General features: G+C 59.4%; 14 protein-coding genes. 4 read left to right on the top strand and 10 right to left on the bottom strand.

Annotated features, from left to right (window positions below; genetic code table 11):
• Positions 1 to 86: 86 nt before the first annotated feature.
• The 3 genes from AC0IXS_RS15740 to AC0IXS_RS15730 form a co-directional block, all read right to left on the bottom strand.
• Positions 87 to 1,526: a Fic family protein gene (locus tag AC0IXS_RS15740; protein WP_471825086.1), complete on the bottom strand. Its 1,440-nt coding sequence runs from the start codon at positions 1,524 to 1,526 to the stop codon at positions 87 to 89.
• The gene (locus AC0IXS_RS15735) at positions 1,519 to 2,151 is read right to left on the bottom strand and encodes a DUF4062 domain-containing protein (RefSeq protein ID WP_471825084.1); all 633 of its coding nucleotides are present in this window, start codon (positions 2,149 to 2,151) and stop codon (positions 1,519 to 1,521) included. Before AC0IXS_RS15735 ends, AC0IXS_RS15740 begins: the two co-directional genes overlap by 8 nt.
• A gap of 118 nt (positions 2,152 to 2,269) precedes the next feature.
• Entirely contained in the window at positions 2,270 to 2,821 is a 552-nt protein-coding gene (locus tag AC0IXS_RS15730) for a GNAT family N-acetyltransferase (RefSeq protein ID WP_191954999.1), read from the bottom strand.
• A 125-nt stretch (positions 2,822 to 2,946) separates the two neighbouring features.
• Here AC0IXS_RS15730 and AC0IXS_RS15725 point away from each other — a divergent pair, with 125 nt between their 5' ends.
• On the top strand, positions 2,947 to 3,483 hold the full coding sequence (locus AC0IXS_RS15725) for a hypothetical protein (protein ID WP_043305041.1): 537 nt from the start codon (positions 2,947 to 2,949) through the stop codon (positions 3,481 to 3,483).
• An 8-nt stretch (positions 3,484 to 3,491) separates the two neighbouring features.
• Here the strand turns inward: AC0IXS_RS15725 and AC0IXS_RS15720 are convergent, their stop codons facing one another.
• The 7 genes from AC0IXS_RS15720 to AC0IXS_RS15690 all read right to left on the bottom strand — a co-directional run bounded on the left by AC0IXS_RS15720 (position 3,492) and on the right by AC0IXS_RS15690 (position 12,448).
• A complete protein-coding gene (locus AC0IXS_RS15720; protein WP_471825082.1) occupies positions 3,492 to 4,451 on the bottom strand; it encodes a quinone oxidoreductase family protein in 960 nt (319 codons plus the stop codon).
• 35 nt (positions 4,452 to 4,486) lie between these two features.
• Positions 4,487 to 4,660 carry a DUF1427 family protein gene (locus AC0IXS_RS15715; RefSeq protein WP_004883022.1) on the bottom strand — a complete coding sequence of 58 codons (174 nt, stop codon included), beginning with the start codon at positions 4,658 to 4,660 and terminating at the stop codon, positions 4,487 to 4,489.
• Between the two features lie 468 nt (positions 4,661 to 5,128).
• A complete protein-coding gene (locus AC0IXS_RS15710) occupies positions 5,129 to 5,917 on the bottom strand; it encodes an AraC family transcriptional regulator (RefSeq protein ID WP_096767332.1) in 789 nt (262 codons plus the stop codon).
• Positions 5,918 to 6,055: 138 nt separating this feature from the next.
• Positions 6,056 to 7,336 (bottom strand): OprD family porin, encoded by a 1,281-nt coding sequence (locus tag AC0IXS_RS15705; RefSeq protein WP_004883019.1) that lies wholly within the window; start codon positions 7,334 to 7,336, stop codon positions 6,056 to 6,058.
• Between the two features lie 216 nt (positions 7,337 to 7,552).
• Complete coding sequence (locus AC0IXS_RS15700; RefSeq protein WP_081021688.1) at positions 7,553 to 7,759, bottom strand: hypothetical protein; 207 nt, start codon at positions 7,757 to 7,759, stop codon at positions 7,553 to 7,555.
• A gap of 211 nt (positions 7,760 to 7,970) precedes the next feature.
• Complete coding sequence (aguA, locus tag AC0IXS_RS15695) at positions 7,971 to 9,077, bottom strand: agmatine deiminase (RefSeq protein ID WP_057408552.1); 1,107 nt, start codon at positions 9,075 to 9,077, stop codon at positions 7,971 to 7,973.
• A gap of 458 nt (positions 9,078 to 9,535) precedes the next feature.
• Complete coding sequence (locus tag AC0IXS_RS15690) at positions 9,536 to 12,448, bottom strand: aminotransferase (RefSeq protein WP_191958068.1); 2,913 nt, start codon at positions 12,446 to 12,448, stop codon at positions 9,536 to 9,538.
• A gap of 243 nt (positions 12,449 to 12,691) precedes the next feature.
• Between AC0IXS_RS15690 and rfbB the strand changes: the two genes are divergently transcribed.
• Genes rfbB through rfbC form a run of 3 tightly spaced genes read left to right on the top strand, consistent with a single transcriptional unit; the run spans position 12,692 to position 15,188 of the window.
• Complete coding sequence (gene rfbB / locus AC0IXS_RS15685; RefSeq protein WP_057408557.1) at positions 12,692 to 13,774, top strand: dTDP-glucose 4,6-dehydratase; 1,083 nt, start codon at positions 12,692 to 12,694, stop codon at positions 13,772 to 13,774.
• Positions 13,771 to 14,646 carry a glucose-1-phosphate thymidylyltransferase RfbA gene (gene rfbA, locus AC0IXS_RS15680; RefSeq protein WP_122668878.1) on the top strand — a complete coding sequence of 292 codons (876 nt, stop codon included), beginning with the start codon at positions 13,771 to 13,773 and terminating at the stop codon, positions 14,644 to 14,646. Before rfbB ends, rfbA begins: the two co-directional genes overlap by 4 nt.
• Entirely contained in the window at positions 14,643 to 15,188 is a 546-nt protein-coding gene (gene rfbC / locus AC0IXS_RS15675) for a dTDP-4-dehydrorhamnose 3,5-epimerase (protein ID WP_025996600.1), read from the top strand. Before rfbA ends, rfbC begins: the two co-directional genes overlap by 4 nt.
• Positions 15,189 to 15,286: the final 98 nt, after the last annotated feature.

Here is a 15,286-nt window from a genome sequence, read left to right as displayed (position 1 = left end):
ATGGAAGCGCGTTCGAAGGGGTTTGCAGCGACGGCGTGATTCTGGTCGAGGGCAGTCTGCCCGTCGGCACGACTACTCCAAGATTCTCAGCCATTCTCAAGCCTGGCGCGAATGACATTCCCCAAGCTAGTCAGGCGATATCTCTGATTGCTGCTCGTAGGCTTGCCGGGGATTGTCATCACGAGCACGCCCTTCTCAAGCGCAGGCGCCAAGTAGTGTTTGCGGAAGTGCTCGGCATCCGTCAGCTTCAATCGGCGCTGAAGTTCGGCACGCTTCACATCGCCGTCTACCGCCCTGATAAGCCGCTCGACTTCCGGGGTGACTTCCGGGGTGACTTCCGGGGTGACTTCCGGGGCGACTTCCGGGGTGAAGAACGTCAGGGTGACGCCGGAGGACTCTTCTGAGTGCCATTGCGGTGCCGGAAGACCGCTCTGCTCGCATGCCTCACGAATCAGTACGCTGCCGCGCCCCAGCTTTTCCATATAACCCTGAAGGTAAAGAGCGTGGGCAATATCAGGATTGCGAAGAATTGAAACGTGACCCTGCTGCAGCTTTTCAGCATCGACACCTTGGGGCAAGCTTCCAGAATTCCAGATTTCCAGCCGGGCGGGACTGACCTCAACCTTGATTCCGCCAGAAAAACTGCTGTAGTCCCTGTGAGCAAAAGCGTTTACAACGCCTTCGCGTATCGCTGCCTCCGGGAAAAGCGGCACGTCTTCTCGCTGATTGCTGCCCTGAGTGAAGCGCGCTCTCGATGGGGTGTTACGCATGATGAAAGCAATCAGTTGCTCGATGACTTGAGTCATCGGGCCGGCAAAATGCTGTAAGTCCTGATACTCATCGGCCGCCTTGCTGCGATAACAGACAGCTCGAACACGAGCTTGAGGGTGTCGACGTACAGGGTCCTCGGCCAGCAGAACATCCGCAGCGTTAGTAAGGCGGCCATATTTCGCGAGCGACAAGAACTGCAACTGATGCAGAAGACCTTGCCCGGATTCTCTGGCATCAGTTGGCGTACGTGAGGCCGCGAGCAACTTCTGGCAGGCGGAACGCGATAGCTGCTCCTCGTCCAGTTCGGAAGAAAACAGTCGCTCCCAACGCTCAGGCTCAATCTGTTTGCGCAGAATCATGTCACGAATGACGTCAACACCTGCCCTCAACGCCTGATGACCTTGGCGAACATAAATGGCGTCGCGAAAAGCATAGGGAATGTCTTTGCCTGAAGGAACTTCAATGCCGAGCACTCGGCGTCCATCAACCTCCTGTACTTCCACTGAAAAAAGTACAGGAGGCCGGATCTGATCCTTGAGTTCGAGCTCCAGCGTTTGCGCGGCGTGTTGCGCCTCTTCAAGGCCAAGCGTCGGACTATCCGCGTCAATGTCGCAGAGCACATAACCGCCCTGGGAGTTGAGATAGGCGCACACCAGCGGGCCGCAAATCTCGACGCTGGCTTGCGTCCTGACTTCGATGTTCTGATCTTCACCCAATTGCAGCAGTGTCTTGAGTTGGGAGGGCGTTTTATTCATCGCCGCCTCTCAAGCGCCGGGCGACCTGCGCACTGTCACCCATGTTCTCCCTGAGGCGCTGCTCAAGGTCCTGATAGCGAGAAAACTGTGCCGTCACAAACAGGCCCGCTTCACCATCGCGCTCAAATTTCTGAACCCAGTTACCCTGACGCTCATTCAACGGCAACTGCTCCATGGTGGCATCCTCATACATGTCGATGACTTTCAGATCGGTGATCGACGTTGCCTTGTGCTTCAGGCTGAGGCTCTGTCTTTGTTGCTGATCATTGTAGCCAAGGTCCCTCAGCAGAATACGCGCAAATACCACATGATCATGAGCCAGAAACCAACGCGGCTTTTTCAACGCGATGGCGGCCTTCATTTCCTGATGGGTGATGGAGATGCCTGTATTGTCTACACCACTGCCGTACTGAGGCGTGATGATGCCTAGGAACAGGTCACACTGTTTCACCGCTGCTAGGCAGTTTTCGAATGCGGTCTGTTCCGAAGATACGGGCAGGGTGCCTTTATGCGACATCAACACCTCATAACCGAAACTGGTCAGCAGCGTATAAACAAGGTCAAGTAGTTCTTCAACCCCATAGACCGTAGAGGACACCATGATTTTGAGTTTCTTTTCATCCATGCCTTGGCTGACCTGCATCCGTTTTAACATCTCGCCCCGTATCGACTGGTTGGAGAAGGTACAGCTTCAAGCCCTTACTGCCTAGCGAGTCAGCTGAACTCCGCAGTCAGACAAGGCATCACCTATTACTACGCCCCACCCACTCCTCCCGCGTCATCTCCCAGATCTCCTCCGGGAATCTGCCGCTCACGTAATCACTTTCCCCCGTCGACACCAATCGCATGCCTTCCTTGATCGAAACCCGCCGCGACCCTCCGTTCGGTGCAGCCTTGGGAACCTGCATCACGGGTTGGCCGAGGGTTTCGAACCAGAACGCGTTGATCACCACGCAGGCTTCCTGCATGTAGCCGTTACCTTGCCAGTCCGGGTGCAGCCAGAAGCCGCGGTTGTTGCCGGGAGTGGTCATGAGGCTGATGCTGCCGATGATGTCGTGCGGCGCGGTGTGCAGGCGGATCATCCAGTGCCACTGGGTGCCTTGCTCGGTGGCTGGCAGGGCGACGTCCTGGATGTAGCGCAGCGCGCCGTCTTCGGGATACGGCCAGGGCACGCGATTGTTCAAGAATCGTACGATTTCCCACTGCGGAAAAAGCTGCTGCATGGCGGGTGCGTCGGCCAGCTGAAGCGGAGTCAGCAGCAGGCGCTCGGTTTGCAGGGTTGGGGTCGTGCTCATGACGAGGTCCTTGTCGTGTCGCCGGATTTACAGGATGAACGGTCCCCGTTCGGGCAATTTTGGTCGAACTGCTCAACTTGAATCAGGGTCTACCCAGCATCTTTAACATTCGGTATCAATTCACAGTGCCCAGAATTATCACAGACGAGACGCCCGAGCACGTCGTCGATGAGCAACAGGTCAAATTGTTCGGCTCGCCCAAGGAACGGCTGGATTTCTATCGGCGCGAGATTCATTACGAAACGACCAACCTGTCGAACCGCACCAACGCCTATTTGTCGGCGCAGTCGTTTCTGGTGATTGCCTATGCGTCGTCGATGGCAAACGCGAACACGGATTGGGGCGTGATGTTCACGCTGGTGGTGCCACCAATGCTGGCGTTGCTGGGGCTGTTCTGCACGATTGCGGCGTGGCCGGGCATTCGGGCGGCGTGCGACATCATCATGCACTGGCATCGCAAGCAGGCGGGGTTGCTGCGCAGCGAGCCGGTCATCGGGTTGACCTATGACGACTCGCCGCTGTTCAGCGACTGGGAGTCCAGCGAAACCGGGCCGAAGAAATCACTGTTGTTCTCCAAGCGCACGCCTTGGCTGTTCAGTTTTTTCTGGCTGTTTCTGGGCAGTTTCGCGGTGTTCGTGCAGTTGCTTGCACTGGACAACTGATTACGGTTTCAAGGCACCAGAATGATCTTGTCTCCCCTGCCCTCGTTGACTTCGGTATAGCGCGCAACACCTTCACTCAAGGGCGATTCAACCAGATCGCCCGGTAGCGCCAGCAGCCCCTGATCGAAGAACTGACCGAACTGATCCAGCATAGTGGCGCACGTTGCGCAGTCGTAGAGCAGCGAGTTGATGCCCACCACCGATCCGCCTTTGCGATACAGCGCCAGCGCAGGCAGTTGCACGTGGCCGCCAGCGGGCGCGGCAATGATTGCGATGCGGCCGAACGGCGCCAGCGCAGGGACGGCGGCCGGCAGCCAGAAGCCGGTGGTGTCGAAGATCACGTCGGCGCCACCTTTGAAGACTTCGTCGACCTGACTGCCGAGGCTCTCCGGGGTATCGAGCAACAGTCCGGCGAAACCGTCGGCTTCCAGCGCCTGCAGGTGCTCGGGACGACGCACTGCGCCCAGCACCTGAGCGCCGAGAATCTTGCCCAGCGCCATGGCTGCACTGCCGACCGCGCCATTGGCACCGATGACCAGCAGGCGTGTGCCGCTTTTTACCAGGCTGCGCTGCAGTGCATCCCAGGCGGTGGTGTAAGGCACGCCGAGGCTCGCGGCCTGAACGAAGCTCAAGGCTTCGGGTTTTAGGGCGACGCCTGCGGCAGGCAGGGTGATGTATTCGGCATGCGAGCCATCGCGAAAGAAGCCTGGCTCTTTGCCGGTGCCCCAGACGTGCTGACCGATCAGCGCTTGCGGGCCTTCAATGACCACACCCGCAAAGTCGCGACCGGGAATGCGCGGCAGTGTGGTGTAGGGGAAGCGACCCAGCACGTTCTTCACGTCGCTGGGGTTGAGGCCGGCGGCTTTTACCTGGATTAGTACTTCGCCTTCGGCAGGCTTGGGTGTTGGCAGTTCGACGTATTGCAGGGCGGCGAGGTCGCCGGTTCGGGAGAATTGCAGGGCATTCATTGAGGAGGCCTTTTTTGAGAATGGAAGACTGAAGATCAGGAAACCCAGGAGGTCAGCAGGTGCTTGCCCATCGGCCAGGCCTGTTCACCCAGTTGCATACCCAGCAGACCGACCAGCGCAATGGCAGGCGGTGCGGGCGAGCGGAAATCCAGTGCGCCGTACAACAGGCCGACGGCTGCGCCGATGGCGAGGGAAATGAGGTAACTCATGCAGAAGCTCCGAAGAGGTAAGCGATGAGCAGAGTGTATGGAAGGGCTGGAATGCGGATCGGCCAAGGGCTTCTGTTTATCGGCCAGATGTAGGCGTCATCGTGATCTTGCTCTGCGTGGGCATGCCTCCCGTGACGCTCCGCGTCACAAATGGCACAGACTGAGGATTCAGTGAGCCGAGAGCATGACGTGGATAACGCTGGAGCTTGTCCACGCATCTGCGCCACATTCAAGAGCGGACGCGGAGCGTCCTGGGAGGCATTCCCACGCGGAGCGTAGGAACAATCAGCGTGATCTCAAGCACGCCGATCATGCCCATGCTTGTGCTCAGCGTTATACCCAAGTCTTGCTGCAACCACGGACTACTGCGGGAGGCCGCTTGCCGGCGATGCGCTTTCAGAAGCGCCACATCAGTGACTGAACTGACGCCATCGCCGGCAAGCCGCCTCCCACGGGGTATGTATTCAGTCAGGCACTCTCGCGTTGATCATTGCTGGCAACATACTGTGACGGCGCGACGCCCAGTTCGCGGCGGAACATGTCGCTGAAGCTGCTGGGCGAATAGCCGAGCGAGCGGGCGATGCGGCTGACCGGTACGCCCTGGATAACTTCGGCCACGGCAGTGGCCAGCTGCACTTGCCTGCGCCATTCGGCGAAGCCCATGCCGAGGGCGCTTTGAAACAGACGCGATAGCGTCCTTACGCTGGCCCCGGCATTTTCGGCGTGTTGTTCGAACGGGATGTCCAGCGAAGGCTCGCTCATGACGGCCTGGCACAGGTTCATCAAGCGCCGGTCCGAACCGTCTGGCATGGGGATTTTCAGCAACGAGCGGCGGGCGCGCTTGAGTTCCAGCAGGCCCAGATTCACCAGCGCGTCGTAATATTCCTGCTCACGATCCCGATCCAGCGCCACCAGATTGAGGATGACTTCGCGCAACAGACCGCCGACTTCGAACACCTGCACGGTGCTTTCCAGCGTCTGGGCAATGGCCGGGCGCAGGTAGATATTGCGCATCTCCAGGTCCGACACCACGCGAATTCCGTGCTCGACACCCGGCGGCAACCAGACCGCGCGTTGCGGCGGTACGACCAGCGCTTCCAGCGGCGTTTCGACCCACATCACGCCCGACATGGCGTACAGCACCTGCCCCCACACATGCTGATGCGGCTCGATGAAGCGCCCACGCGGATAGGTGCGCGACAGCGGCTGAACGGGAACGGCGATGTCAGAAAGATCGGGCGGTGCGGCAAGGGCCATGGCAGTGACCGGCTCTGAAGAGATGAGCGCATGGTAGCAAAGCCGCCTGCGCACGTTGAGCGGCCTTGAGTCAGCACAGACAAAAATGCCCCGGTCCGGAACCGAGGCATTTTGATGAAGCACTAACCCGTCACACGATCAGAAAACGTTGATCGGGTAATCCACGAAGATACGGGTTTCGTTGCCTTCACTGTTGTACGCCTGAGCGTCAGCCGACACACGCAGGAACGAATTACGCAGACGAATCGACAGATCCTTGGCCGGGCCGCTTTGAACGACGTAGGTCAACTGGCTGAAGATTTCGCGTTCGGTACCGTTGCCGCTGCCTGCAGTGCCGTCGTCGATGTTGTCGCCACGCACGTAAGCAGCGCGGTAGCTCAGACCCGGCGTGACCAGACCGGACAGATCGACGCCATAGGCAGCCTGCCACGAACGCTCGTCCTTGCCGTTGAAGTCGGACCAGTAGGAGTTGGCCAGGTAGATGGTGTTACCGCCATCGCTGGTGCCGCCGTCATTGCGATAGCCGCCGTACACATAGCCGATGTCGCCGCTGCTGCGCTGGTGAGCGAGGGTGAACGAGTGAATGCCCACCGCCCACGTCGCCGCCAGGCTCCAGATCTTGTTGTCACGGTCGTCGCTGTTGGCGAAGTCCTTGTCCAGCTTGGTCTTGTAGCCGTTGAAGTCCAGGGTCAGCGACTGTTCCTGCGGCAGGGCGAAGACGTAGTTCAGGTTCACGTACTGCTTTTTCAGAACGTCTTCGTCGTCGGAGGCGTAGAAAGCGGCAGAGAATTCCTTGGTGAACTTGTAGCTGGCACCGTAGACGTTGATGCTTTTCAGGTCACCGCTGTCACGGCCTTCAGCGCTCTTGCGCGCCTGCTGGGTGAAACGACCGGCCACTACTTCAAGGCCATCGATCTCCTTGGAAGTAATCATGGTGCCGGTGTAGCTTTCCGGCAGCAGACGGGAGTTGTCGTAGCTCAGCACGGGCAGCTGAGGCATCTGGTCGCCGTACTTGATGACGGTGTTGGAAATACGGGCCTTGACGGCGGCGCCAGCACGGGTCAGGTCGTCGGCGGCGTCGCCCTGACCGTTGTCGCTTTTCTTGAAGAAGTCGATACCACCGGCACCGGCGCGACCTTTGCCGCCGTCCAGACGAATGCCATACAGGCCGAAGGCGTCAACGCCGACACCGACAGTCCCCTGCGTAAAGCCTGACGTGAACACGCCCATGAACGCCTGGCCCCATTCGGCCTTGTCTTCACGGTCGTTCTTGTAGTCGCGGTTGATGTAAGCGTTGCGCAGATTGACGGTCAGGCTGCTGTCTTCGACGAAACCCTTGGAGTCTGCCTGCCCTTGAGCCATGGCCTGGCCAGCGCTGATGATGCCCAGAGCGAGCATACCCATACGTGTGTTAAGCATCTGTCTTCCCTTTTTATACGAGTTGACACGCGCTGTGGCGACGGCGGGAGCCGTTCAGGACTCTCAGGTTCCAAACCTGACAGCCGCACGATGTCATCGCAGTGGACTACTGATGCACGTACATGGCGCAAAGCCACAAGCGGTGGGACGCGAATCCTAGTCCCAGGGCTTGAAGGGTGTCAAACACGCAGAGGGCCGAAACAGAGCAGTCGGCACTTAATCCTTCAGCACACCCAGCAATGCCTCCAGTTCGGCATCATTGAATAAACCGGCCGGATAGCGCTGCAACAACATGGCGCGTACATCCGATCTTGGTTTTGCAGGCCTGGTCGTCCTTAACCAATCCGCCATCAACTGACGGGCCTCGTTACTGGAAGAAGCAGACAACCCACGAGCACGATGCTGGCTGATAACTGCGTTCATAGTGACAACCTCTTAATTCATGAGGGGCTAAATTTACGGACGCTGTGTGACAGTCACGCGAAGAAAACGAATCAGGCCTCCTGTTGATTAAAGATGAGATTCCGATAAACGCTACGAGGTATTTCGCAAAAAAAAGCCCATCGGACGATGGGCTTGAAGCAGCAAGAACAGGACCAGTTGGCCACTATCAGATGTTACTAATCATTACTGACTAGTCCTTGTGAGGGGCCGGTTGCTGTTGTGTCAGACAGTGAATATTGCCGCCGCCCAGCAGCAATTCCCGACCTGGAACCATCACCACTTCGTGCTCTGGAAACAGCTGTTGCAGTATTTGCCGGGCTTTCTCGTCCATCGGATCGTCAAAACTCGGGGCGATGATGCCGCCGTTTACAATCAGGAAGTTCACGTAGGAACCGGCCAGGCGCACCGATGGATTGCGCTCCTGGCTACCATGCACCTGATCGACGCCCCCGCATTCTTCGTCCGTTGCGAACAATGGACCCGGAATCGGCATTTTGTGCACGATAAACTCGCGACCCTGAGCGTCACGGGTGTTTTCCAAAATACTCAACGCGGCGTGGCAGCGTGGGTAGTTGGGGTCTTCGGGATCATCGGTCCAGGCCAACAGGACTTCACCCGGACGGATGTAGCAGCAGAAGTTATCCACATGCCCGTCGGTCTCGTCGTTGAACAGGCCGTCCGGGAGCCAGACGATCTTGTCCACGGCCAGGCTATCGCTCAGTACGGTCTCGATCTGCTCGCGGGTCAGATGTGGATTGCGGTTACGATTGAGCAGGCATTCCTCGGTGGTGATCAGCGTGCCTTCGCCATCGACGTGGATGGAGCCGCCTTCCAGCACGAAACCTTCGGTCACGTAGCGCGGGCAGCGCTCGATTTCCATGATCTTGCTCGCCACTTGCGAGTCGAGGTTCCACGGCGCGTAAAGACCGCCGTCAAAGCCGCCCCAGGCGTTGAAGTCCCAATCCACACCACGCACTTCGCCACGGTTATTGATGACGAACGTGGGGCCGGTGTCGCGCACCCAGGCGTCGTTGTTGCTGATTTCCACGACACGGATGTTCGGCATGTCCAGACGCGCCCGTGCGTTGTCGTACTGTGCGGCTGACACGGCAACAGTCACCGGTTCGAAACGTGCGATTGCCTTGGCAACTGCCACGTGTGCAGCCTGAGCAGGCTTGCCGCCCAGACGCCAGTTGTCCGGGCGCTCCGGCCAGACCATCCAGACCTGAGTCTGCGTGGCCCATTCGGCAGGCATGTGAAAGCCATCGGCGCGTGGCGTGCTGTTGAGTGTGGTCATGTCAGTCAGGACTCCAGTGGGAGGTCGAAGGTGTTGATCGTGACCTTAACAGACCGGCCATGACAATCTGGGCGACTTTATAGCGGATATAAATCCGCATAAGAAGGGACAATTGTATTTATTTAGTATTTTATCGCTTAATTTATCGATATTAATCTGGATTTTATATTAGCCGATCCAATGTGACGCGGAGCGTCACGGGCTGCATGCCCACGCGGAGCATGGGCACGATCGGTGTCGAGGCAGGCGCTGATGATCGTTCCCACGCACCAGCGTGGTAACGCCGCCCAGGACGCTCCGCGTCCGCTCTCGAATGCGACGCGGAGCATGGGCATGATCGGTGCGCTTGAGACCCCTGATCGTTCCTACGCTCCAGCGTGGTAACGCCTCTCAGGACGCTCCGCGTCCGCTCTTGAATGCGACGCGGAGTCGTGGGCACGATCATTCTGACCCTCAGCTCACTCAAGCTCGCGCAGTACCTTCGAGACCATGTCCACGAAGAAGTCGGCGCTCTGGCGGGTGGTGCACATCGGCGGTTTGATCTTGAGGATGTTCAGGTAGTCGCCAGTCGGCTGCATGAAGATGCCCAGCTCGCGCAGGCGTTCGCAAAGTTGTGCGGTTTCTTCGGTCGCGGGTTCGAGGGTCTGGCGGTCACGCACAAACTCCACGCCCAGATAAAACCCCATGCCATGCACCGCGCCCACCAGCGGATGATGATCGGCCAAGGCTTGCAGACGCGCCTTGAAATGATCCCCGATGACCCGCGCATTGTCCCAGAGCTGTTCTTCTTCCATCACATCCAGCACGGCCAAGCCGATCCGACAGCTGACCGGGCTGCCACCTGAAGACGAGAAGAAATAACCCTCGGCCTCCAGCGCCTCGGCAATCTCACGGCGAGTGATGACGGCACCCAATGGATGGCCGTTGCCCATCCCTTTGGCCATGCTGATGATATCCGGCACCACGCCCTGCTCTTCGAAGCCCCAGAAGTAATGGCCCAGACGCCCGTAACCCACTTGCACTTCGTCGGCGATGCACACGCCGCCCGCAGCACGAACCTTGTGATAGACCTGCTGCAGATAACCCGGCGGCAGGGAAATACCGCCTGCGTTGCCATACACCGGCTCGCAGATGAAACCCGCCACCTGACGCTGCTGCCCGGCCAGTTTTTCCAGCACCTGATCGACGCTGCGCACGTACTCGGGCGCACTGTCAGGGCCGCGATACGGCCCGCGATAAACGTTGGGCGCAGTCACCGGATGCACCCAGTCCGGCCGGGTGCTGAGCGCCTGTGGGTTGTCGGCAATCGAGGTGGAAATCGCATCGGTCGCCACCGACCAGCCGTGATAGGCCTCCAGCACGCTGAGCATGTCGCGCCCGCCGCTGTAGGCCCACGCCAGGCGGATCGCCAGATCATTGGCTTCAGTGCCGCTGTTGACCAGAAACACGCGATCCATGCCCTCCGGCGCCAGCTCGAGCAGGCGCTCGGAAAACTCGGCGATGGCCGCATAATGAAAGCGTGAGTTGGTATTGAGCAGCGACCACTGACGACTCGCCTCGTGAGCCATGCGCGGATGACCATGGCCCAGCACGGCCACGTTGTTGAGCATGTCCAGATAGGAGCGGCCGTGCATGTCGATCAGATGGTTGCGCCAGCCGCGCTCGATCTGCGGCGGCGCGTGGTAATAGTGCTTTTGCGAGCGGGCGAAACTGGCGTCACGTCGCGCCAGCAGATGCGCAGGGTCTTCCAGCGCCGGTGCATCGCAATCGAAGCCCAGCAACGTAGCGGGTGACGGACAGAACGTGCGCCAGGCACCGGCCCATGAGTGCGTGGTGAATAACGGCGGGCTGAGATCTGGCACGGCACACAGTTGCAGCAGCAGCGAGCCTGCGCCGTGCCCGATCAGGTCACCCGCGCTCACCGCCCCCTGCACAGTCAGATCAGGCATGACGCCCCACAAACGCAGGTTCACACACTCGCCTGCCAGCATCACAGCGCCATCGGCCATCAATCGGAGCGCGCCCGCGAAAGGCGCGTGCAGCGGCGTTTCGGCCGGCACATGAAGCTCGACGTGCAGGGCAAACGTCTCAGGCTCTCTGGCGCTGTCGGGCATCGTGCGCGACAGGCGATATTCGCCAAAACGACTGGCAGCCAGACCCGTGTGCTCGGCGGCTTCGCTGAGCAGGTATTCATCGATACCGCTCTGCTCCCAATTGCCGGCGACGAAGTGCTCGCTCAGGACGCCCAGATCGACCAGCGCCGGCTTCACGCCTGCCAGCGTCGGCAGCAACGGTGCGTACGCAGGTTGCTCGAACGGTGCAGGGTTCAAGCCCACCGCCTGCAGAATCGCCGCCTCCATCAGAACCATGGGCACTGAAGTCGCAACGTCGAAGATGTTCCACTCGCCTTCAAGGTTGGCCTGGATATACGCATTGCCCGGCTCGACGCTGGCCTGCTGCTCGCTGCTGAGCACCAGCACCGCCGAGCGGGCGACGATCAGCGGCCACAGCGCCTGCAACTCTTCGGTCTTGAGCGGGTTGATGGCGTGGTAGGCCTGAATGGCCGGGAGGATATACAGCGGATCGCCTTCGGCATGGTGCAGCAGCGCCGCGCAGGTGACCGACAGATCCGCCACCCGCCAGGTGGTCAGCAGATCGCCGAAATCGATCAGCCCTTGCAACTGCCATTGCCGCCGGGCGTCGCGCCGCCAGACCACGTTATGTTCCGTGATATCCAGATGCACGGCCTGAATGGGCAGCGCCGGGATCAGCGGCAGCAGCCGTCGATGCGCCTGCTCGCCCGCCTCGATCAGACAGGCGCGGGCATCGGCGTTCTCGATCACCGGCAACAGGTGCTTGATCAGTGCATAAGCATGGCGCGGGTCCCATTGCAGAATGCGCTCAAGGCCCGGATGTTCGAAGTCGGCCAGTGCACGGTCGACCTTCGCACACAGCTCGCCGAGCCCGACCACGACGTCACGTCCCAGATGCGCAACATGCCCCAGCGACTGCCCGTCGATGAACTCCAGAAGGCGGATATGAACCGGCTGGCCATCGATCTCAAGGGAGAGCAGTTGTTCGGTGTCATTGGCGCGAATCACGCCCGGCACATTCAGGCCGCTGTGCCCCGCCAGGTGCTGAAGTGCGCCGTGCTGGGCGTCCAGCTCTTTGACCGAATAGGCACCGTGGCAGATTTTCAGCACATAGCGCCGCTTTTCGGTCTCCAGCAAAAAATTGCGGTCCTGCTGGCTGCCCAGGGTTTTCAGCGTGCCACTCAGCCCATAGTGCTGCTGAAGCAGTTGCAGGGCCTGTTCGGCACTGACCTCGGGACACGGCAGGCTGGAACGACGGATAAGGGTGGCGAGCGGCATGTGGACCTCTGTTTTTATTCGCGGGAACGGCAGAGCACTTTATTTTCGGTGGGGCAACTATAAGGGCAACGGCTCGCGGCACCCAATCACGTTCGGGCATAAAAACGCGACGTCGGTTTACTGTCGCTCTACAGGATACGAATCAATTTATTTCATACCCTGCGCGCGATTTATTGCCTGATGCTGTGGGTCGTTAGCAAACGCTATGCTGCATTACGTCAAACACACTTTGAAGGTCAGTTCATGCGAATACTCGTTACCGGAGGCGCAGGTTTTATCGGCTCTGCATTGATTCGACACCTGATACAGAACACCGAAAACGAGGTGTTGAACCTCGACACGTTGACCTACGCGGGCAACCTGGAATCGTTGCACCCTATCGCAACCAATACCCGTTATGAATTCGTCCAGGCCGACATCTGCGATCAGGCGGCCGTCAGCGCCGTACTCTCACGTTTCGAGCCGCAGGCGATCATGCACCTGGCGGCCGAGTCCCACGTCGACCGTTCCATCGACGGACCGGCCGAGTTCATCCAGACCAACATCGTCGGCACCTACAGCCTGCTGGAAGCCACACGCGCCTATTGGCTGAAATTGCCCGAGGCCGAGCGCCAAGCGTTTCGCTTTCATCACATTTCGACCGACGAAGTGTACGGCGACCTGCACGGCGTCGATGACCTGTTCACCGAGACCACGCCCTACGCGCCCAGCTCGCCGTATTCGGCCAGCAAGGCGGCGTCCGACCATCTGGTCCGCGCCTGGCATCGCACCTACGGCCTGCCGGTGGTGCTCACCAACTGCTCGAACAATTACGGGCCGTACCACTTTCCGGAAAAGCTCATTCCGCTGGTCATCCTTAACGCTCTCGCGGGCAAGCCGCTGCCGGTCTATGGCAACGGCCTGCAAGTGCGTGACTGGCTCTATGTGGAAGACCACGCCCGCGCACTGCTCAAGGTCGTGACCGACGGCGTGATCGGCGAGACCTACAACATCGGCGGCCATAACGAGCAGAAGAACATCGATGTGGTGCGCGGCATCTGCACATTGCTGGATGAACTGGCGCCGCAAAAACCGGCGGGTGTGCAGCAGTACAGCGAGCTGATCACCTACGTGGTCGATCGCCCTGGTCACGACCTGCGCTATGCAATCGACGCCGGCAAGATTGAAAGGGAGCTGGGCTGGACACCCGAAGAAACCTTCGAGTCCGGGCTGCGCAAGACCGTGCAATGGTATCTCGATAACCTGGACTGGTGCCGCAGGGTTCAGGATGGCAGTTATCAAGGAGAGCGACTGGGCTTCACTGACCACAAGGATCTGATTGCATGACCAAAGGCATCGTTCTGGCCGGGGGCTCCGGCACCCGTTTGCATCCCATCACGCTTGGCCTGTCCAAGCAGTTGCTGCCGATCTACGACAAACCCATGATCTATTACCCGCTGTCGGTGCTGATGCTGGCCGGTATTCGGGAAATCCTGATCATCTCCACGCCGGAGGATTTGCCGCAGTACCGCAAGCTGTTGGGGGACGGCAGCCAGTTCGGTGTGCAGTTCAGTTACGCCGAGCAGCCGAAACCGGACGGACTGGCGCAAGCTTTTCTGATTGGTGAGCAATTCATCGGCAACGATTCGGTGTGCCTGATCCTGGGCGACAACATTTTCCACGGTCAGCATTTCAGCGTGCAGTTGCAGCAGGCTGCGGCCCAGAAGACCGGCGCGACGGTATTCGGTTACTGGGTCAAGGACCCTGAGCGTTTCGGAGTGATCGACTTCGACGAGACTGGCCGAGCGCTGTCCATCGAAGAGAAGCCCAGGGCGCCCAAATCCAGCTACGCGGTGACCGGGCTGTATTTCTACGACAACGAGGTGATCCGGATTGCCAGAGACGTCAAGCCGTCGCCCCGTGGCGAGCTGGAAATCACCGACGTCAACAACGCCTATCTGCAACGCGGCGACCTGCGTGTAGAGCGCTTCGGACGTGGCTTCGCGTGGCTCGATACAGGCACTCATGATAGTCTTCTCGACGCCTCGGCCTACGTACAGACCATCGAACACCGACAGGGCCTGAAAGTTGCCTGCCTTGAGGAAATCGCCTATCAGAACGAATGGATCGACCGTGACCATTTGCTCAGGCGTGCCGACTACTTCGGCAAAACCGGTTACGGTCAGTACCTATTCAAGATCGCAGGGGAAACCACGTGAATGTAATTGCAACAAAACTGCCCGATGTCCTGATTCTGGAACCCAAGGTGTTCGGCGACGAACGCGGCTTTTTCTACGAAAGCTTCAATGCGAAGGCGTTCAGTGAAGCCACCGGCCTGGACAGGCAGTTCGTGCAGGACAATCACTCCCGCTCGCAGAAAGGCGTACTGCGCGGCCTGCATTACCAGATCGACAATGCCCAGGGAAAACTGGTGCGCGTCACAGTGGGCAAGGTTCTGGACGTTGCAGTGGATATTCGTCGCAGCTCGCCGACCTTCGGTCAGTGGGTGGCCGTTGAGCTGTCTGCCGAGAACGCCCGTCAGCTGTGGGTGCCCGAAGGCTTCGCACACGGCTTCGTGGTATTGAGCGACTACGCCGAGTTTCTGTACAAGACCACCGACTACTACACGCCGTCGGCAGAGCGTTGCATCAGCTGGAACGATCCGGACCTGGCCATCGACTGGCAGCTCGACGCAGCACCGCAGTTGTCGGCGAAGGATCAACAGGGCAAAAGCCTGAAAGAAGCCGAACTGTTCGCCTGACCGTTCCGGCAGCGGCGGTTTGTCCGGGTGCCTGACGCGGTCGTGGCGGGCATAATAGGCCTTTGATGCCCACGTCAGGATCGACCGGGTTTTCCATT

The sequence above is a fragment of the Pseudomonas sp. AC016 genome (assembly GCF_979253365.1).
This window is presented reverse-complemented; position numbering and strand designations above follow the sequence as displayed.

Coding starts and splice junctions, on each gene's coding strand:
- AC0IXS_RS15740 (WP_471825086.1), bottom strand. CDS start 1,526: ATGAATAAAACGCCCTCCCAACTCAAGACACTGCTGCAATTGGGTGAA.
- AC0IXS_RS15735 (WP_471825084.1), bottom strand. CDS start 2,151: ATGGATGAAAAGAAACTCAAAATCATGGTGTCCTCTACGGTCTATGGG.
- AC0IXS_RS15730 (WP_191954999.1), bottom strand. CDS start 2,821: ATGAGCACGACCCCAACCCTGCAAACCGAGCGCCTGCTGCTGACTCCG.
- AC0IXS_RS15720 (WP_471825082.1), bottom strand. CDS start 4,451: ATGAATGCCCTGCAATTCTCCCGAACCGGCGACCTCGCCGCCCTGCAA.
- AC0IXS_RS15715 (WP_004883022.1), bottom strand. CDS start 4,660: ATGAGTTACCTCATTTCCCTCGCCATCGGCGCAGCCGTCGGCCTGTTG.
- AC0IXS_RS15710 (WP_096767332.1), bottom strand. CDS start 5,917: ATGGCCCTTGCCGCACCGCCCGATCTTTCTGACATCGCCGTTCCCGTT.
- AC0IXS_RS15705 (WP_004883019.1), bottom strand. CDS start 7,336: ATGCTTAACACACGTATGGGTATGCTCGCTCTGGGCATCATCAGCGCT.
- AC0IXS_RS15700 (WP_081021688.1), bottom strand. CDS start 7,759: ATGAACGCAGTTATCAGCCAGCATCGTGCTCGTGGGTTGTCTGCTTCT.
- aguA (WP_057408552.1), bottom strand. CDS start 9,077: ATGACCACACTCAACAGCACGCCACGCGCCGATGGCTTTCACATGCCT.
- AC0IXS_RS15690 (WP_191958068.1), bottom strand. CDS start 12,448: ATGCCGCTCGCCACCCTTATCCGTCGTTCCAGCCTGCCGTGTCCCGAG.
- rfbB (WP_057408557.1), top strand. CDS start 12,692: ATGCGAATACTCGTTACCGGAGGCGCAGGTTTTATCGGCTCTGCATTG.
- rfbA (WP_122668878.1), top strand. CDS start 13,771: ATGACCAAAGGCATCGTTCTGGCCGGGGGCTCCGGCACCCGTTTGCAT.